The sequence below is a fragment of the Streptomyces lydicus genome (genome assembly GCF_000717345.1).
Lineage (GTDB): Bacteria > Actinomycetota > Actinomycetes > Streptomycetales > Streptomycetaceae > Streptomyces > Streptomyces lydicus.
In genome coordinates this window covers 38,070-54,633 of record NZ_JNZA01000027.1, presented here as the reverse complement: position 1 = coordinate 54,633, position 16,564 = coordinate 38,070, and the positions used below count along the sequence as shown (strand labels likewise).

The following is a 16,564-nucleotide window of genomic DNA, read 5'->3' as shown; positions in this document are numbered from 1 at the left end:
TCTGACGGAGCATCAGAAGTGGGTGAGGGGGCAGCGGGATGGACCTCGCGTACACCGAGGAGGAGCGGGCCTTCCGGGTGCGGCTGCGGGACTGGCTCGCCTCGGTGCTGCCGACGCTGCCCGCCCGGCCCGACCCGCGCGACTGGCCGGCCCGGCGGGCGTACGACACCGCCTGGCAGCGGATGCTCCACGACGCCGGGTATGCCGACGTGCACTGGGACGCCGCCCCGACCATCCGGCTGATCTTCCTGGAGGAGACCGAGCGGGCCGGGGCCCCTTATGTGGGGGCGAACTTCGTCGGGTTGCTGCACGCGGGCCCGACGATCGCGGTGGAGGGCACCCCGGCGCAGCGGCAGCGCTGGCTGCCGCCCGTCCTGCGCGGCGACGAGGTGTGGTGCCAGGGCTTCAGCGAACCGGACGCCGGCTCGGACCTGGCGTCGCTGCGGACCCGGGCGGTGCGCGACGGCGACGACTACGTCGTGACCGGCGCCAAGATCTGGACCTCGCACGCCGAGGTCGCCGACTGGTGCGAGCTGCTGGTGCGGACGGACCCGGACGCGCCGCGGCACCGGGGCCTCACCTGGCTCGCGATGCCGATGGACGCACCCGGCGTCACCGTCCGCCCGCTGCGGACGCTGGCCGGGACGGCCGAGTTCGCCGAGGTGTTCCTCGACGAGGTGCGGGTACCGGCCGGCAACCGCGTCGGGGCGGAGAACGACGGCTGGCGGGTGACGATGGTGACGCTCTCCTTCGAGCGCGGCACCGCCTTCGTCGGCGAGGTGGTGGCCTGCCGGCGGGTGCTCGGCGCGCTGGCCCGCGCCGCCCGCGCCAACGGCCGCTGGGACGATGCCGTGCTGCGCCGCAGACTCGGCCGGCTGAACGCGGACTTCGCGGCGCTGTGGCGGCTGATCCAGTGGAACGTCAGCGAGGCCGGGGCGGCTCCGGCCGGCCGAGGGGCGTCGGCCGCTCCGGGGAAGGGCGGCGGCGTCCCCGGGACCGGCGGCTCGGTGTTCAAGCTGCGCTACTCGCACGCCCGCCAGGAGCTGTACGACGCGGCCGCGGAGGTGCTGGGCGCCGGGGCGCTGGACGCCGGACACGAGTGGGTCGCCGACCGGCTCTCCTCCCTCTCGTACACCATCGCCGCCGGCACCTCGCAGATCCAGCAGAACATCGTCGCCGAGCGGATACTCGGCCTGCCGAAGGGGCGGTGAGCGGCCGGTGCACTTCCAACTCACCGACGAACAGCGGGCGTTGCGGGACGGGACGCGGAAGCTGCTGGACGGCCGGTTCGGCCGGGACCGGCTGCGGGCGGCGGTCGACGAACCGGCCCTGGACCGTGCGCTGTGGCGGGAGCTGGGCGCGGCCGGGTTCTTCGCGCTGCGCCTGCCCGAGGAGGCCGGCGGGGTGGGGCTCGGACTGCCGGAGGCGGTGCTGGTCTTCGAGGAGGTCGGCCGGGCGCTGCTGCCGGGGCCGCTGGTGGCGTGCGAACTGCTGGCCGGGGTGGTCGACGGGGTGGCGGCCGGCGAACGGACCGCCGGGCTGTGCGACGGCTCGGCGGAGGCGGTGCTGTGGGAACACCCGGCCGACTGCGATGAGTTGATCTTGGTGGAGGGGGGCGGGCGGGACGCCGCGGGCGCACCCGGGCGCGCGGCGGGTGTGTACCGGAGTGCGCCGGACCGGGTGGCGTGTGCCCCGCTCACCTCCGTCGACCCGCTCACCCCGCTCGCCCGCGTCACGGACTTCCCGCGCGGCGCGCCCCTCGCCGGCCCCGACCCGTCCCGGCTGCGGCGCGAGGCCGCGCTGCTGACCGCGGCGCAGCAGGTGGGCAGCGCGGTCCGCACGGTCGAGACGGCGGTCGCCCATGCCCGTGAGCGCACCCAGTTCGGTGCGCCCATCGGCTCCTTCCAGGCGGTCAAGCATCTGTGCGCCCAGATGCTCGTACGTGCAGAAATAGCCCGAAGTGCCGTCTATGCGGCGGCGGTCACGGAGGGTGCCATGGATGTGACGGGCGCCAAGCTGCTGGCCGACGAGGCCGCGGTGCGCAACGCGCGGGACTGTCTGCAGGTCCACGGCGGGATGGGCTTCACCTGGGAGGCCGATGTGCATCTGCATCTCAAGCGGGCCTGGTTGCGGGCCGCGTGCTGGGGCGTCGCGGCCGAGGCGGAAGAAGCGCTGGCCGCGGACCTGCTCGGCTGACCAGGGTCGCGCCGAGGCCGTAGGGGCGGTGACCGATGACCGGCGATGTCAGACTCAGGCAACCTGTGTGCGAAATGTCGGACTCGCCACACAGAAGTGGTCACGGAGTGTCGATATCGGGTTGTGTCCTAGGCGTGACTCGTCACAGGGGGGAGTCGGCGCTCCGCTCAGGTACGCTCCGTTGGGTGCGAGTGGTTCTGTGGCGCAACGAACCCGGCGTCGTCCTTCCGACGGCTCCGGGGTACGGACTGCGCGCCGCCCGCCTTGGGCCAGAGCCCGACAATCCCCCATGTTCGACTCCCCGCAAAGTGCGTCGCACAGTATGCAGCACGCATACTCCCTTGCGCTGGAATATGCCCGAAGCGCTTGTTGGGGTGACTGAACGTCAACCATGCTGTGCTTCGCCGGGGTCACGCACCGTGACCCCGTGGAGGCGCGAGGCGATGTTTCCGCCGGTTCGGATGGTGTGAGCGGTGCAGGTGCTTCAGGTGCAGTTGGACGTACGGCCCGATCCCGCGGAAGTGGGGCGGGCCAGGCGATGGGCCCGTTCGCGGCTCGTGGGATCCGGCATAGGGCCCGACGAGCCGCTTGCCGAGACCCTGATCCTGCTGATTTCCGAGCTCGTCACCAACGCCGTGGTGCACACCGGTGCGGCGGCCGAGCTGCGGATGTGCTTCTCCGGGTCCGGTGCCGTCGTGGGGACGGTCCGCGTGGAGGTGGTGGACGCCAGCGCCCGCCCGCCGCGCCCGCGGCACGCCGACGGGGACGACACCAACGGCCGCGGCCTGGAGCTGGTCGACGGTCTGGCGGACCGCTGGGGCTGGCAGCCGGAGGGTGCCGGCAAGCGGATCTGGTGCGAGGTGGACCGCGGGCGGCCGCTGTTGATGGCGGCCGGCGCCGAGCGCGGCCAACTGAGCTCCCTTACACCCTGACAATTCGGGCATAACGCCCAATGGTGCAGCGGGTGTCACGAAATTAGTCCAGACCAGGTGTTGACGTGGCGTGCTCAGTTGATCACTCTTGGGTGGTGCGATTCGCCGCGAGGGGACGCCGAGGATGTGGGGGGAATCGGGTGCCGACCCGGTCCTGACCTCGACGAGTGTGGATCGCGGCCTGGTTGGGCCCCCGGCGGTGGCCGGGGAGGTGGCGGCGCGCGGTGCCGTGCTCGGGGCGCGCATGAGCGCACCGCCACCTGGCCCGCCGGGTGCCCTCAGAGGACGGCCACCGGCGCGACCGGTGTACCGGAGCCGCCGACGAACGGCTCCGCCATGGCGGACAGGAAGAAGCTGTAGCGGCCCTCCTCCGCGCAGGCCGCCGCCAGCTCCTCCAGATTCCAGTTCTGGCCCTGGAGCATGCCCATCTCGACGAGGTGGAGCGCGTGCACCGGCATCCACAGGTCCTCGATCTCCGGCGGGAAGATCTCGAAGGTCAGGGTGTCGTTGGCGACCGCCGCCACGTCGCGGGCGTGGAACCACTCCGGGGTGCGCAGCGACAGCCCGGGGGAGGGGAACGCGTACGCCTGCCGGTCGCCGGCGAGGTAGTGCCGCAGCTGCCCGGTCCGTACGAGGACGATGTCGCCGGCCCGGACCGTCGTTCCGGCCAGCTCCTCGGCGGCGTCCAGGTCCTCCGGCGTGACGGCGTGCCCGCCGGACAGCAGGTCGGTGCCGTGCGCGCGGGCCACGTCCAGCAGGACGCCGCGCGAGGTGATCGGGGTGGCCTTCTCGATGCCGAGGACGGTGGCGCCGGCGTGCGCGGTGACCGCGTCGGCCGGGCGGTTGTTGTAGAGCCGCCCGGAGTGCGAGACATGGGTGAGGCCGTCCCAGTGGGTGGCCGCCTGCAGGCCCATGGTGACCGCGTCGTCCGAGGTCGCGACCGTGCCGGGCCCGAAGATCTCCTGATTGATGGCGGTCATGGTGTGCAGCGGATTGACCCGGCCGGGGATCATCCCGGTCTGCACGCCGTCCTGCCGGAGAGGGAGGGCGAGGGGGATGCGGCGGCCGCTGCGGACGGTGGCGGCGGCCGCGCGCACCACCTCGTCGGTGATCAGGTTGAGGGTGCCGATCTCGTCGTCCGCCCCCCAGCGCCCCCAGTTGTTCACGCGTGCGGCGATGTCGTGGAACTCCTGCGGCAGGGGCATGACGGCCTCCTCGGGGCGGGTCGGTCCGGTTCGGGCCGGGGTCTTGTGTTCGCACTGCGTCTGCTCAAAAATCTAACGGTCCGTCAGAAACGGGTGGAAGGGGTGCGGCATGGGGAACTTCCTGGCCGGCAAGGTGGTCGCCGTCACGGGGGCCGGGCGCGGCATCGGGCGGGCGGTGGCGCTGGCCTGCGCACACGAAGGGGCGAAGGTCGTCGTCAACGACTTCGGAGTCGCCCTCGACGGTGCCGAACCGAGCAGCGGGATCGCCGACTCGGTGGTGAAGGAGATCGAGGCGGCGGGCGGGGTCGCCACCGCGGTCGCCGACGACGTCTCCACGATGGCCGGCGGGCAGCGGATCGTGGACACCGCGCTGGCGCAGTACGGGCGGATCGACGGCGTGGTGTGCGTGGCCGGGATCCTGCGCGAGCGGATGCTCTTCAACATGTCCGAGGAGGAGTGGGACCCGGTGGTCGCCACCCACCTCAAGGGCACCTTCACGGTGTTCCGGGCCGCGGCCGCGGTCATGCGGCGCCAGGGCTCCGGGACGCTGGTGGGCTTCACCAGCGGCAACCACCAGGGGTCGGTGTCGCAGGCCAACTACGCGTCCGCGAAGGGCGGGATCATCTCGCTGGTGCGCAGCGCCGCGCTTGGCCTGCACAAGTACGGGGTGACTGCCAACGCGGTGGCGCCCGTCGCCCGGACGCGGATGTCGGCGAAGGTGCCGATGGAACTCAAGGAGATCGGCGAGCCGGAGGACGTGGCGGCGTTCGTCGTCTACCTGCTCAGCGAGCGGGCCCGCGAGGTCACCGGGCAGGTCTACACGGTGGCCGGTCCGAAGATCGCGGTGTGGGCCCAGCCCGCGGAGCTGCGCTCCGTGTACGCCGGCGAGGGCGGGTGGACACCGGAACGGGTGGCCGAGGTGGTGCCGGGTGCCGTGGGCGTCGACCCCATGCCGATGCTGGCGCAGCTGGAGGCGATGGCGGAGGCGGCGGCGAAGCGGTAGGGCCTGTCGTGCACGTGCGGGCCGGGAGGGCGTTGTGGACTTTGCGTTCGGGAGTGCGGACGAGGGGTTCCGGGCGGCGGCCCGGGAGTGGCTGGCGGGGCATCTCGTGGGCCCGTACGCGGAGTTGGCGGGCCGTGGCGGGCCGGGGAGTGAGCACGAGGGGGCCGTGGCGCGCCGGGCGTGGGAGCGCGAGCTCGGGGCCGGTGGCTGGATCGGGCTCGGGTGGGACCGCGCGCACGGTGCGTACGGCAACCGCGCGGCGAGCCTGACGCAGCAGGTGGTGTGGGCCGAGGAGTACGCGCGGGCCAGGGCGCCCGGGCGGGTCGGGCACATCGGGGAGAACCTGCTGGCGCCGACGCTGCTCGCGTACGGGGACGAGGCGCAGCGGCGGCGGTTCCTGCCGGCCGTCGCGCGGGGCGAGGAGCTGTGGTGCCAGGGCTACAGCGAGCCGGACGCGGGGTCGGACCTGGCGGGGCTGCGGACGGTGGCGGTGCGGGACGGGGCCGGCTACCGGATCAGCGGGCAGAAGATCTGGACCTCACTGGCCAAGGAGGCCGACTGGTGCTTCGTGCTCGCGCGGACGGATCCGGGTGAGCGGCGGCACCGGGGGCTGTCGTTCCTGCTGGTGCCGATGGACCAGCCGGGGCGGATCGAGGTGCGGCCGATCCGGCAGATGTCGGGGACGGCAGAGTTCAACGAGGTGTTCTTCGACGGGGCGGTGGCGCGGGCCGGGCACGTGGTGGGCGGGGAGGGGGCCGGCTGGCGGGTGGCGATGGGGCTGCTGGCGCTGGAGCGGGGGGTCTCGACGCTCGTCCAGCAGATCGGGTTCGCTGCGGAGCTGGGCGAGGTGGTCGCGGCGGCGGTGCGTTGCGGCGCGCTCCGCGACCCGGTGCTGCGCGAGCAACTCGTACGGCAGTGGGCCGAGTTGCGGGTGATGCGGTGGAACGCGCTGCGGACCCTGGGGGCGGCCGGGGACGCGGGCGCGCCGAGCGTGGCGAAGCTGCTGTGGGGCGGCTGGCACCAGCGGCTCGGGGAACTGGCGATGCGGGTGCGGGGCGCCGCGGCCGCACTGGGGCCCCTCGACTGGACCGCGCAGGCGCCGTACGAACTGGACGCGCTGCAGCGGCTGTTCCTGTTCAGCCGGGCCGACACGCTGTACGGCGGCTCGGACGAGATCCAGCGCACCATCATCGCCGAGCGCGTGCTCGGCCTGCCCAGAGTGGAGCGGTGATGAAAGGCGTCATATTCGACGGTGAGCGGCCCCGGGTCGTGGACGACCTGACGGTGCGGGATCCGGGGCCGGGCGAGGTGCTGGTCGGCATCCGGGCGGCCGGGCTGTGCCACAGCGACCTGTCGGTGGTCGACGGGACGATTCCGTTTCCGGTGCCGGTGGTGCTGGGACACGAGGGGGCGGGGGTGGTCGAAGCCGTGGGCGCGGGCGTCGGGCACGTGGCGCCCGGCGATCACGTCGCGCTGTCGACGCTGGCCAACTGCGGGGCGTGCGCGGAGTGCGACCGGGGGCGGCCGACGATGTGCCGTACGGCGATCGGCATGCCGGGGAAGCCGTTCCGGCGCGGGGCGGCCGAGCTGTTCAACTTCGCCTCGAACTCGGCGTTCGCGGAGCGTACGGTCGTCAAGGCGGTGCAGGCGGTGAAGATCGGCAAGGAGATCCCGCTGACCTCGGCCGCGCTGATCGGGTGTGCGGTGCTGACCGGGGTGGGGGCGGTGCTGAACCGCGCGCGGGTGGACCGCGGTGAGTCGGTGGTGGTGATCGGGGCCGGCGGCGTCGGGCTCAATGTGCTCCAGGGGGCGCGGATCGCCGGGGCGTCGACGATCGTCGCGGTGGACGCCAACCCGGCGAAGGAGGCGATGGCCCGGCAGTTCGGGGCGACGCACTTCGTGGACGCGTCGGCGGTGGCGGACGGCGTCAAGGCCGTGAAGGAGATCCTGCCGACCGGTGCCGACCACGCCTTCGAGTGCGTGGGCAGCACCCGGCTGATCCGGCAGGCGGTCGAGCTGCTGGACCGGCACGGCCAGGCGGTGCTGCTCGGGGTGCCACCGGCCGGTGCGGAGGCGTCGTTCCCGGTGTCGTCGATGTATCTGGACAAGTCGATCCTGGGGTGCCGGTACGGCTCGTCGCGGCCGCAGCGGGACATCGCGCTGTACGCCCGGCTGTACCGCGAGGGGCGGCTGCTGCTGGACGAGCTGGTGACGAGGACGTACCCGGTGGAGGACTTCGCGAAGGCGGCGGACGACGCGCACCACGGGCGGGTGGCGCGGGCGGTGCTGACGTTCTAGTGGCCCGATCCTGATGAACCATGGCCTTCCGGCCACTCGTTGTGTGCGGGGGTGCCGGGCGAAGGTGGTCGGGTGACCCTCACCCCCTCCGAACTGCCCGCCCGCGCACAGGTTGCGGGCCCGGCGGCCCCGCCCCGTCGCCGGCGGCCGCACCGTGCCTGGTCCGTCGCCGCCGTCACCTTCCTCACCCTCATCGGCGCGGCCGGCTTCGCCTCCCTCCCCGGTCTGCTCATCGAGCCGCTGCACGCCGAGTTCCACTGGTCGCGCGGCACGATCGGCTTCGCGGTCTCGGTGAACCTGGCGCTCTACGGGCTGACGGCGCCGTTCGCCGCGGCCCTGATGGACCGGTTCGGCATCCGGCGGGTGGTCGCCGGCGCGCTGACGGTGATCGCGGCCGGCGCCGGCCTGACCTGCTTCATGACGTCGAGCTGGCAACTGGTCCTGTACTGGGGCGTGTTGGTGGGGCTGGGCAGCGGTTCGATGGCGCTGGCCTTCGCCGCGACGGTCACCGGCCGGTGGTTCACCGCGCGGCGCGGGCTGGTCACCGGCATCCTCACCGCGGCCGGCGCGTCCGGCCAGCTGATCTTCCTGCCGGCGCTCTCCGTGGTCGTCGAGCGGCACGGCTGGCGGCCGGCCGCGGTGACCGTCGCACTGGCCGCGCTCGCCGTCGTCCCCCTGGTGTGGCTGCTGCTGCGCGACCACCCGGCGGACGTGGGCCTCGCGCCGTACGGGGCGGCGGAGTTCGTCCCCAGGCCGCCTCCGCAGCGCGGGGCCGCCCGGCGCGCGGTGCGGGCGCTCGTCTCGGCGGCCGGCACGGGCCCCTTCTGGCTGCTGGCGGGCACCTTCGCGATCTGCGGTGCGACGACGAACGGCCTGGTCAAGACCCACTTCGTGCCGGCGGCGCACGACCACGGCATGCCGATGACGGCGGCCGCGTCGCTGCTCGCGGTGATCGGCGTCTTCGACATCGCCGGAACCGTCGCCTCCGGCTGGTTCACCGACCGCTTCAGCGCCCGCCGGCTGCTCGCCGTCTACTACGGACTGCGCGGCCTGTCCCTGATGTTCCTGCCGCTGCTGCTGGCCGACACCGTCCACCCGCCGATGGTCTTCTTCATCGTCTTCTACGGTCTGGACTGGGTGGCGACCGTACCGCCGACCCTCGCCCTGTGCCGCGAGCACTACGGCGAGGACGCCGCGATCGTCTTCGGCTGGGTGCTGGCCGCGCACCAGGTGGGTGCCGCGCTGATCGCCTTCCTGGGGGGCCTGGCGCGCGACGCGTTCGGTACGTACAACCCGGTCTGGTACACCGCGGGGGCGCTGTGCGCCCTGGCGGCCCTGATGGCCCTGGTCATCCGCGAGCGGCGGGGCGGGGTGCGGGCGGTGGCGCTCACGGGCTGAACTGCCCGAAGGCGCCCCGGTGGAAGAGGAGCGGGCCGGCCGCGGCGGCGCGCGGATCGGTACCGAGGGCGTCGACCCGGCCGACCACGATCAGGTGGTCGCCGCCGGTGTGCACGGCGTGGATCGTGCAGTCGATCCACGCCGGGACGTCCGCCAGGCGCGGCGAGCCGGTCGCCGGGGCCGGCACGTGGCGGACGCCGGCGAACTTGTCGGCGCCGCTGACCGCGAAGGCACGGCACAGCGCGCCGTGGCCCGCGCCGAGGACATTGACGCAGAACACCCCGGCGCGGGCGATCCGCGGCCAGGTCGTCGACGTGCGCGCCACCATGAACGCCACCAGCGGCGGGTCCAGGGACAGGGAAGTGAAGGACTGGCAGGCGAAGCCGGCCGGGCCGGGCTCCCCGGGGGCCGTGATGATCGTGACGCCGCTGGCGAAGTGCCCCAGGGCGGCGCGGAATTCGGCCGCGTCCAGCGGGGCGCGCTCGTCCTCGCGCACGGCGCGCAGGGCCGGGCGTGGGACGGGCGCGGCGGGGGTGGCCGGTGCCGCGGCCGAGGTCGGTGCGCCGACGGAGCGCAGGTATCGCACGGCCGTGGCCGCCATTCCGGCGTGTCCCATCATGCCTGCATTGAATCTGATGGAGCGTCAGTTGTGAAGGCGGAGGAGGTGACGGCCACCCGGACGCGTGGTTTGCCCGCCGACCGCCGGGATGCCGGGGGATTCCGGGGGAAATTGGGAGGGCGGATTCCCGCTTGCGTGTCGTCCGCGGGGGAGCGGTCGCCTCGGCCGCGTCCGTAGCCGAGCACGGGGGAGTTCCGGTACATGGCCGATGCGACACCACCCTCAGCGTCGTCCGGCGCGTCACCCGCCTTCGACGAGGTCTTCTGCGGGCTGCTGCCCCGGCTCTACCGAAGAGCGGTGATGCTGGCCGGTTCACGGCAGTCGGCGGAGGACGTGGTGCACGAGGCGTACCTCAGACTCGCCGCCCGCCCGCAGCGCTTCCTCGCCCACCCGGAGCCGTACGCCTATGCCTTCACCGCGGTGCTCAACGTCGCCCGCGACGCCCGGCGCAAGGAGCGGCGCCAGGTCCTGGTGGACCGGTTGGACGGGCTGGAGGAGGGCGGTGAACCGGGGGCGGCGGGGCCCGGCGGCTGGGACGGCGGGGTGGAGCGCCGGCACGCCGAGATCGAAGCGGTCCGCCTGCTGGGGCTGCTGTCGCACCGGCAGGCCGGCATCGTCATCCTCGTCGACCTGGACGGCTACACCATTGACCAGGCCGCGAAGATCATGAAGGTGCACCGCGGCACCGCCGCCCGGCACCGGGCCCGGGCGCTGGACAGGCTGCGCGCCCACCTAGTCGAATCCGAACACGGGCAGGCCGGGAGGTGAGCGGCGCGGTGGGCGTGGGATCACGGTACGACGGCGGCGTGGGCGGTACGGGCGGCGACGGTCCGGCCCCGGGCGGTGGCCGGGGCGGATTCGGGGACGACGCCGAGGCGCTGCTGCGCGCCCGGCTGCGGCGCGCGGACGAACAGATCGAGACCCCGCCGGGCCTGTGGGACCGGGTCAGGGAGACCGGCGGCGCACGGGAGCCCGCGGCCGCCCGGCCCCGCCGACGGCCGTACGCCCTGGTCCTGGTGGTCGCGGCGGCGGTGGCGGCGGTGGCACTGGGCGTGTGGTGGCTGGTGCGGCCGGGGCCCGTCGACGTGCGGCCGGCGGGGCCGCCGCCGACCGTGCGCCTCACGGTCCACAACAGCGAAACGGCGTGCCGCGGCGGCCGGTTGCAGGAGTGCGCCCTGCGGCTGGCCAAGGATCCGCACGCCCCGTACGCCGCGCGCGACAACTCCGCCGGCCGGGTCTGGCACGGCGACGTGCTGGCCGCGCGCTGCGTGGTCACGGACGGCCGGCTGGTCCGCGACGAGGCGGGCCTCACCTCCACCCGCTGGTACCTGGTCACCAACGGGCAGGGGGTGGAGGGCTGGCTGCCGGGAGTGCGGACGCGGAACACCCATGAGGTGCCGGTGTGTCCCGAGGGACGCAAGTAGCGGCACGCGGCCGGTGGGCCGGCGGATCGGTGGGCCGGTGGACCGGGGGACCGCTGGGCCGGGGGTCACCGTCCTCGGTACGTCGGGTCGCGGCGCTCCACGAAAGAGGCCACCCCTTCCCGCGCGTCCGCCGTTGTCATGTTGATCTCCTGGGCGGTGGCCTCGGCGGCGAAGGCGGTCGCCCTGTCACTCTCCAACGAGGCGTTGACCAGCTGCTTCGTCAGGGTGAGCGCACGGGTGGGGCCGGCCGCCAGCCGCTCGGCCCACTCCCGGGCGGTGGTGGTCAACGCGTCGTCCGGGACGACCCGGTTGACCAGCCCCAGCCGTTCGGCCTCCGCGGCCGGTAGCGCGTCCCCGAAGAACATCAGCTCCTTGGCGCGTTGCGGGCCGATCAGCCGGGGCAGCAGATAGGCGCCGCCGCCGTCCGGGACCAGGCCGCGGCGGACGAACACCTCGATGAAGCGCGCCGATGCGGCGGCCAGCACCAGGTCGCAGGCGAGCGCGAGATGGGCGCCGAGCCCGGCGGCGGTGCCGTTGACCGCGGCGATCACGGGTTTCTCGCAGTCCTGCACCGCCGCGATGAGCCGCTGGGCGCCGTGCCGGATCATCCGGGCGACGTCGCCGGCGACCCGTTCGCCGGCCGGCGGCGCACCGCGCAGGTCGGCGCCGGCGCAGAAGCCCTTGCCGGTCGCGGTCAGGACGACGGCGCGGACGTCCGGGTCGGCCGAGGCGTCGGCGAGCCGGTCGATGAGGCGCTCGCGCTGGTCCCGGGTGAGGGCGTTGAGCGCCTCCGGGCGGTTGAGGGTGAGCCACGAGACGCCGTTGTCAGTGGTGTGCAGTATCAAGGAATCGACGGGCGCGGCGGCGTTGCCGGGCCCGGCCGGGGGGACGGTGCCGGGGGACGGGGAGGACGTCATGGGGGAGCGGCTCCAGGGAGTGCGGGCGGGATGCTCACGAGTGGTGCCGGGCCGGGTGCGGGCGGGGCCGGTTCGGGGTTCAGTGGCACACGGCGAGCGCGTCGAGGGCCACCGCGCCCTGTCCACGCTCCAGCACCACCAGCGGATTGATGTCCAGCTCGGCCAGGTCGCCGCCCAGTTCCAGCGCCATCCGCTGGACGCGCAGCACGACCTCGACGAGCGCGTCGACGTCCGCGGGCGGCGCGCCCCGTACGCCGTCCAGCAGGGCGCGGCCGCGCAGTTCGTCCAGCATCGCGCGGGCCCGGTCCTCCCCGAAGGGCGGTACGCCCACCGCGACGTCCCGCAGGACCTCGACGAGGACGCCGCCGAGGCCGACGGTCACGGTCGGCCCGAAGAGGCTGTCGTGGGTGACGCCGACGACCATCTCGACGCCCCGCTCGATCATCTGGCAGACCAGGACGCCGTCCAGCGGGACGTCCTCGTAGCGGGCGATGTCGGTGAGTTCCCGGTAGGCGTCCCTGACCTGGCTGGCGGAGGTCAGACCGACCTTGACCAGGCCCAGTTCGGTCTTGTGCGCCAGCTGCGGCCCGGACGCCTTCATGACGACGGGGTAGCCGACCAGGCTCGCCGCCCGTACGGCCGCCGCCGCGCTGGTCACCAGCTGTTCGCGCGGGACGCGGATGCCGTAGGCGCGCAGCAGCTGCTTCGCCGCGTGTTCGCTGAGCTGCTCGCCCGGGCGCATCAGTGCCCGCGCCTTGCGTGCGGAGGGCGACGCCGTGCGGGGGGCGTCGTCGAAGGGCGAGCGGTAGCCGGCGGTGAAGCGGTGGTGGTCGAGGAAGGCGCGTACGGCCGTGATGCAGTTGGCGAAGGTGCGGAAGGTGGCCACCCGCGAGGAGCCGAGCAGGGTGCGGCGGTAGGCGTCCTCCGTGCCGACCGGCGACCCCCAGATCACGCACACCAGCTTGTCCGTCTGCTCCGCCGCGTCCACCAGGTCCTGGGCGAGCTTGTCGCTCATCGGCGGGAAGGGGCCGGTGATCGGGCAGATCAGGACGCCGACGGACGGGTCGGCCAGGATCGCGTCGATGATCTTGCGGCCGCGCCAGTCGCCGACCGGGTGACCGCCGTTGTCGACCGGATTGGCGACGTTGAGGTAGTCCGGTATCCACTGGTGCAGTTCGGCCTGCTTGGCCTCGTCGAGGGTGGGCAGCCGCAGCCCCGCCGCGGTCGCCAGGTCGGCGAAGTGCGCGCCGGTGCCGCCGGAGATCGAACAGACCGCGACGCCCTCCGCGACCGGCTTCCTGGCGCGGGCCAGCAGCGCCGCGGTGTCCTGCAACTCGTCGAGCCCGTCCACCCGGATCACGCCGAACTGCCGCATCGCGGCGTCGACGACCTCGTCCGCGCCGGTGAGCTTGCCGGTGTGCGAGGCGGCCGTCCGGGCGCCGGCCTCGGTGCGGCCGACCTTGACGGCGACGACCGGCACCTTGTTGCGGGCCGCGCGGTCGGCGGCGAGCAGGAAGCTGCGGCCGTCCTTGAGCCCTTCCACATACGCGGCGATGGCGCCGACCTCGGGACGGGTGGCGAAGTAGGAGAGGAAGTCGGCGGTCTCCAGGTCGGCCTCGTTGCCGGTGGGGGCCCAGTGGGAGAGGCGGATGCCCAGTTCCTGCAGCGTGAAGACCGGCCGGCCCTGGTGGCCCGACTGGGTGATCAGGGCGATGGCCGGCCCGTCGAGGTCCTCGCGGAAGGTCTCGAAGGCGTTGAGGTTGGTGTTGGGGCCCAGCAGTCGCAGACCGGAGCGCTCCACGGCCTCGGCGAGCCGGGCCTGGGCGGCCGCCCCGTCCGCGCCGGTCTCGGCGAAGCCGGAGGCGAAGGCCACCGCGAACCTCACCTTGGCCGCGGCGAGTTCCTTGACGACCGGCAGCGGGTCGGCGACCAGTATCGCGGCGAGGTCGACAGGCTCGGGCAGGTCGGCGACGGCGGCGTGGCAGGGCAGCCCGAACACCTGGGTGCGCCCCGGATTGACGGGATACAGCCGGGCGCCGACCCGTTCCGCCCAGGCGATCAGCTGGCGGGTGATGCCGGTGTGGGGCCGGCCTTCGGTGTCCGAGGCGCCGATCACGGCCACCGAGCCGGGCCGGAAGAACCGGTCCAGGTCGGGCACCGGGGCGTGCAGCGGGCGGCCGCTGACGTCCCGGTCGACCGGGGCCCCGGCGCCCTGGCCGTCGCCGTCGCGCTGCGGTGCGCTCATACCGTGGACGGTGTGGGGTGGTTGCTCCCCGCAGGCCACGACACGGGCCGGCCGGGAGTGCGTGGTGAGGGTGCCGTGAGTCGATCCAAGCATCGCAAACGCCCGCTCCTGTGTGACGGCTCTCATTACCTGCACGCTGCACTGTGCGCTAGCTGACGCTCTGTCAGTTTACTTGAACTGACGACACGTCAGGAATGGTCCGGCGCAGGAAAAGGTCCGGGAGTCGATCCCGCCCGGTCGCACTCTTCGGGGTGCGAAACCCGGGCCGCCCTGGGTCCGGGCTCTTGCCGACCCGTTCCCTCGCGGGCCTAACTGACGTACCGTCAGAAGTCATCAGGGGTGAGTCGGCGGACGTGGTCGGCCGACGCGGCGGTGGGGGTGATCCGGTGACGGCCGGTGCCGGGAAGAGTGCCGACGGCAGGACCGGGGCCGGGGCCCCGGCCGGGGCGCCGCGGTTCGACGTGCCGGAGGTGGACGCCTTCACCCGGCCTTACTGGGACGCGGCGGCCGAGGGGCGGTTGCTGCTGCGCCGCTGCCGGGCCGCTGGGTGCGGGGTGACTCACCACTACCCGCGCGAGTTCTGCCCGTCCTGCTGGAGCGAGGACGTCGTCTGGGAGCAGGCCACCGGCCGCGCCACCCTCTACACCTGGTCCGTCGTGCACCGCAACGACCTCCCGCCGTTCGGCGACCGGGTGCCGTATGTCGCGGCGGTGGTCGAGCTGGCCGAGGGGCCCCGGATGATGACCGAGATCATCGACTGCCCGGCGGACGCGCTGCGGATCGGGATGCCGCTGGTGGTGCGGTTCCGGCAGGACGGTGACGGCAGGCAAGGCGGTGACGGCCGGCAGGGCGGTGCCGGAGCGGGCGGCGCGGGATACGTCGTCCCCGTCTTCGCCCCCGCGTGAGGATCGGCCGCCGAGCCGCGGCGCGGCCACGCGATGCAGGCCCCGGTGGCGACCCGCGGCGCAGGCCCGGGCCCCCGGTGGCGGCGGCCGGACGGGACAATTCCCGGTAGCGGTTCGCCGTGGATCGGCGGCATGCTGAAGAGGTGCTGATACGCGAGGCGACCGAGGCCGACTGGCCCGCCATCTGGCCCTTCTTCCACGAGATCGTGGCAGCCGGGGAGACCTACACCTACCCCCGCGACCTCGACGAGACGACCGGTCGCGAGATGTGGCTGCTCGCCCCGCCCGGGCGTACGGTCGTCGCCGTCGACGAGTCCGGCACGGTGCTGGGCACGGCCAAGATGAACCCCAACCACATGGGCGGCGCCGCGCACATCGCCAGTGCCAGCTTCATGGTCGACCCGCGCCGGGGCAGGCGCGGAGTCGGCCGGGCCCTGGGCGAACACGTCCTGGCCTGGGCCCGCGCCGAGGGCTACCGGGCGATGCAGTTCAACGCCGTCGTGGAGACCAACACCGGCGCAGTCGCCCTCTGGGAGTCCCTCGGCTTCGCGATCATGACGACGCTCCCCGAGGGCTTCCGGCACCCCACCAAGGGCTATGTGGGGCTGCACATCATGTACCAGCAGTTGTGAGCGCCGGCCGGCGGCCGTGAGCGGACGCCCGGCGGGGCACCCGGTGGTTCACGGCCACAGCAGGTCCCGCGTCCACCGCCCGTCCTCCCGGCGGTAGTCGAGGCGGACGTGGCGGCGCCGGGCGTCCCCCTGGAAGAACTCCACCTCCTCGGGCCGCAGCACGTACAGCGTCCAGCTCGGCACGGGTGCGTCCGGTTCCTGCCGGGCGCGCTCCCAGGCCGCGTCCGAGGCGCGGGCCAGCTCCTCGACCGAGCCGAGCACCTCGCTCTGCCGGCCGACCAGCGCCGCGGCCAGCGCCCCCGGGGAACGGCGGTGCAGATCGGCCGCGCTCTCCGCGGGGCCCGCCTCGGTCACCGACCCCCGGACCCGCACCTGGCGGCCGACCGCCGGCCAGTAGAACCCGAGCGCCGCTCGCGGCCGTTCGGCCAGTTCACGGCCCTTGCGGCTGCCGCGGTGGGTGGCGAAGTGCCAGCCGCGCTCATCCGCGTCGTGCAGCATCACGGTCCGTACGTTCGGGTCCCCGGCCGCGTCGGCGGTGGCGAGTGTCATGGTCTGCGGCTCCGGCTGGCCGGCCTCGGCGGCCTCCCGCAGCCACTGCCGGAACAGCGGCAGCGGCTCGTCCGGGGCCGCCGCCGGATCGAACGACGGCAGGTCGTGATCCCAGACCCGCAGGCCGCGCAGCAGGTCACGGAAGGCGCGGGCGGCCGGGTCGGCCTCGGCGCCGTGCTCCGGCGCGGCGCCGTCGGGGCCGGTGGCCGGCGGGTGCTGGGGCGCGGGGTGCTCGCTCATG

Annotated in this window: 16 protein-coding genes; 11 read left to right on the top strand and 5 right to left on the bottom strand. The window is 73.9% G+C overall.

The window, feature by feature from the left end; genetic code table 11:
- Nucleotides 1-38: 38 nt before the first annotated feature.
- The 3 genes from OO62_RS24085 (at nt 39) to OO62_RS24075 (ending at nt 3,128) form a co-directional block, all read left to right on the top strand.
- On the top strand, nt 39-1,211 hold the full coding sequence (locus tag OO62_RS24085; RefSeq protein ID WP_033269656.1) for an acyl-CoA dehydrogenase family protein: 1,173 nt from the start codon (nt 39-41) through the stop codon (nt 1,209-1,211).
- Nucleotides 1,212-1,218: 7 nt separating this feature from the next.
- Nucleotides 1,219-2,196, top strand: coding sequence for an acyl-CoA dehydrogenase family protein (locus tag OO62_RS24080; RefSeq protein ID WP_033269655.1), 978 nt, complete (start codon nt 1,219-1,221; stop codon nt 2,194-2,196).
- Between the two features lie 473 nt (nt 2,197-2,669).
- A complete protein-coding gene (locus OO62_RS24075) occupies nt 2,670-3,128 on the top strand; it encodes an ATP-binding protein (protein WP_033269654.1) in 459 nt (152 codons plus the stop codon).
- A 278-nt stretch (nt 3,129-3,406) separates the two neighbouring features.
- On the opposite strand, the gene OO62_RS24070 is transcribed toward OO62_RS24075, so the two are convergent.
- Entirely contained in the window at nt 3,407-4,333 is a 927-nt protein-coding gene (locus OO62_RS24070) for a cyclase family protein (RefSeq protein ID WP_033269653.1), read from the bottom strand.
- Between the two features lie 109 nt (nt 4,334-4,442).
- Here OO62_RS24070 and OO62_RS24065 point away from each other — a divergent pair, with 109 nt between their 5' ends.
- The 4 genes from OO62_RS24065 to OO62_RS24050 all read left to right on the top strand — a co-directional run bounded on the left by OO62_RS24065 (nt 4,443) and on the right by OO62_RS24050 (nt 9,032).
- Nucleotides 4,443-5,336: an SDR family oxidoreductase gene (locus tag OO62_RS24065; RefSeq protein WP_033269652.1), complete on the top strand. Its 894-nt coding sequence runs from the start codon at nt 4,443-4,445 to the stop codon at nt 5,334-5,336.
- Between the two features lie 34 nt (nt 5,337-5,370).
- Nucleotides 5,371-6,567: an acyl-CoA dehydrogenase family protein gene (locus tag OO62_RS24060; protein ID WP_033269651.1), complete on the top strand. Its 1,197-nt coding sequence runs from the start codon at nt 5,371-5,373 to the stop codon at nt 6,565-6,567.
- Nucleotides 6,567-7,634 carry a Zn-dependent alcohol dehydrogenase gene (locus OO62_RS24055; protein ID WP_033269650.1) on the top strand — a complete coding sequence of 356 codons (1,068 nt, stop codon included), beginning with the start codon at nt 6,567-6,569 and terminating at the stop codon, nt 7,632-7,634. Before OO62_RS24060 ends, OO62_RS24055 begins: the two co-directional genes overlap by 1 nt.
- A 72-nt stretch (nt 7,635-7,706) precedes the next feature.
- Nucleotides 7,707-9,032: an MFS transporter gene (locus OO62_RS24050; protein ID WP_033269649.1), complete on the top strand. Its 1,326-nt coding sequence runs from the start codon at nt 7,707-7,709 to the stop codon at nt 9,030-9,032.
- Here OO62_RS24050 and OO62_RS24045 read toward each other — a convergent pair.
- Entirely contained in the window at nt 9,022-9,633 is a 612-nt protein-coding gene (locus OO62_RS24045; RefSeq protein ID WP_033269648.1) for a flavin reductase family protein, read from the bottom strand. The genes OO62_RS24050 and OO62_RS24045 overlap by 11 nt on opposite strands.
- Nucleotides 9,634-9,852: 219 nt before the next feature.
- Between OO62_RS24045 and OO62_RS24040 the strand changes: the two genes are divergently transcribed.
- A complete protein-coding gene (locus OO62_RS24040) occupies nt 9,853-10,419 on the top strand; it encodes an RNA polymerase sigma factor (protein ID WP_078617333.1) in 567 nt (188 codons plus the stop codon).
- An 8-nt stretch (nt 10,420-10,427) separates the two neighbouring features.
- Nucleotides 10,428-11,075 (top strand): hypothetical protein, encoded by a 648-nt coding sequence (locus OO62_RS41385; RefSeq protein ID WP_266105131.1) that lies wholly within the window; start codon nt 10,428-10,430, stop codon nt 11,073-11,075.
- Nucleotides 11,076-11,140: 65 nt separating this feature from the next.
- On the opposite strand, the gene OO62_RS24030 is transcribed toward OO62_RS41385, so the two are convergent.
- The gene (locus tag OO62_RS24030) at nt 11,141-11,992 is read right to left on the bottom strand and encodes an enoyl-CoA hydratase/isomerase family protein (protein ID WP_033269647.1); all 852 of its coding nucleotides are present in this window, start codon (nt 11,990-11,992) and stop codon (nt 11,141-11,143) included.
- 79 nt (nt 11,993-12,071) lie between these two features.
- The gene (locus OO62_RS24025; protein ID WP_033269646.1) at nt 12,072-14,330 is read right to left on the bottom strand and encodes an acetate--CoA ligase family protein; all 2,259 of its coding nucleotides are present in this window, start codon (nt 14,328-14,330) and stop codon (nt 12,072-12,074) included.
- A gap of 368 nt (nt 14,331-14,698) precedes the next feature.
- On the opposite strand from OO62_RS24025, the gene OO62_RS24020 reads away from it, so the two are divergent.
- Both OO62_RS24020 and OO62_RS24015 read left to right on the top strand, forming a co-directional pair.
- On the top strand, nt 14,699-15,142 hold the full coding sequence (locus tag OO62_RS24020; protein WP_033269756.1) for a Zn-ribbon domain-containing OB-fold protein: 444 nt from the start codon (nt 14,699-14,701) through the stop codon (nt 15,140-15,142).
- A 143-nt stretch (nt 15,143-15,285) separates the two neighbouring features.
- A complete protein-coding gene (locus OO62_RS24015) occupies nt 15,286-15,774 on the top strand; it encodes a GNAT family N-acetyltransferase (RefSeq protein ID WP_033269645.1) in 489 nt (162 codons plus the stop codon).
- Between the two features lie 48 nt (nt 15,775-15,822).
- Here the strand turns inward: OO62_RS24015 and OO62_RS24010 are convergent, their stop codons facing one another.
- Entirely contained in the window at nt 15,823-16,563 is a 741-nt protein-coding gene (locus OO62_RS24010; protein WP_078617338.1) for a pyridoxine/pyridoxamine 5'-phosphate oxidase, read from the bottom strand.
- Nucleotide 16,564: the final 1 nt, after the last annotated feature.

Coding starts and splice junctions, on each gene's coding strand:
- OO62_RS24085 (WP_033269656.1), top strand. CDS start 39: ATGGACCTCGCGTACACCGAGGAGGAGCGGGCCTTCCGGGTGCGGCTG.
- OO62_RS24070 (WP_033269653.1), bottom strand. CDS start 4,333: ATGCCCCTGCCGCAGGAGTTCCACGACATCGCCGCACGCGTGAACAAC.
- OO62_RS24065 (WP_033269652.1), top strand. CDS start 4,443: ATGGGGAACTTCCTGGCCGGCAAGGTGGTCGCCGTCACGGGGGCCGGG.
- OO62_RS24055 (WP_033269650.1), top strand. CDS start 6,567: ATGAAAGGCGTCATATTCGACGGTGAGCGGCCCCGGGTCGTGGACGAC.
- OO62_RS24045 (WP_033269648.1), bottom strand. CDS start 9,633: ATGGCGGCCACGGCCGTGCGATACCTGCGCTCCGTCGGCGCACCGACC.
- OO62_RS24040 (WP_078617333.1), top strand. CDS start 9,853: ATGGCCGATGCGACACCACCCTCAGCGTCGTCCGGCGCGTCACCCGCC.
- OO62_RS24030 (WP_033269647.1), bottom strand. CDS start 11,992: ATGACGTCCTCCCCGTCCCCCGGCACCGTCCCCCCGGCCGGGCCCGGC.
- OO62_RS24025 (WP_033269646.1), bottom strand. CDS start 14,330: ATGCTTGGATCGACTCACGGCACCCTCACCACGCACTCCCGGCCGGCC.
- OO62_RS24010 (WP_078617338.1), bottom strand. CDS start 16,563: ATGAGCGAGCACCCCGCGCCCCAGCACCCGCCGGCCACCGGCCCCGAC.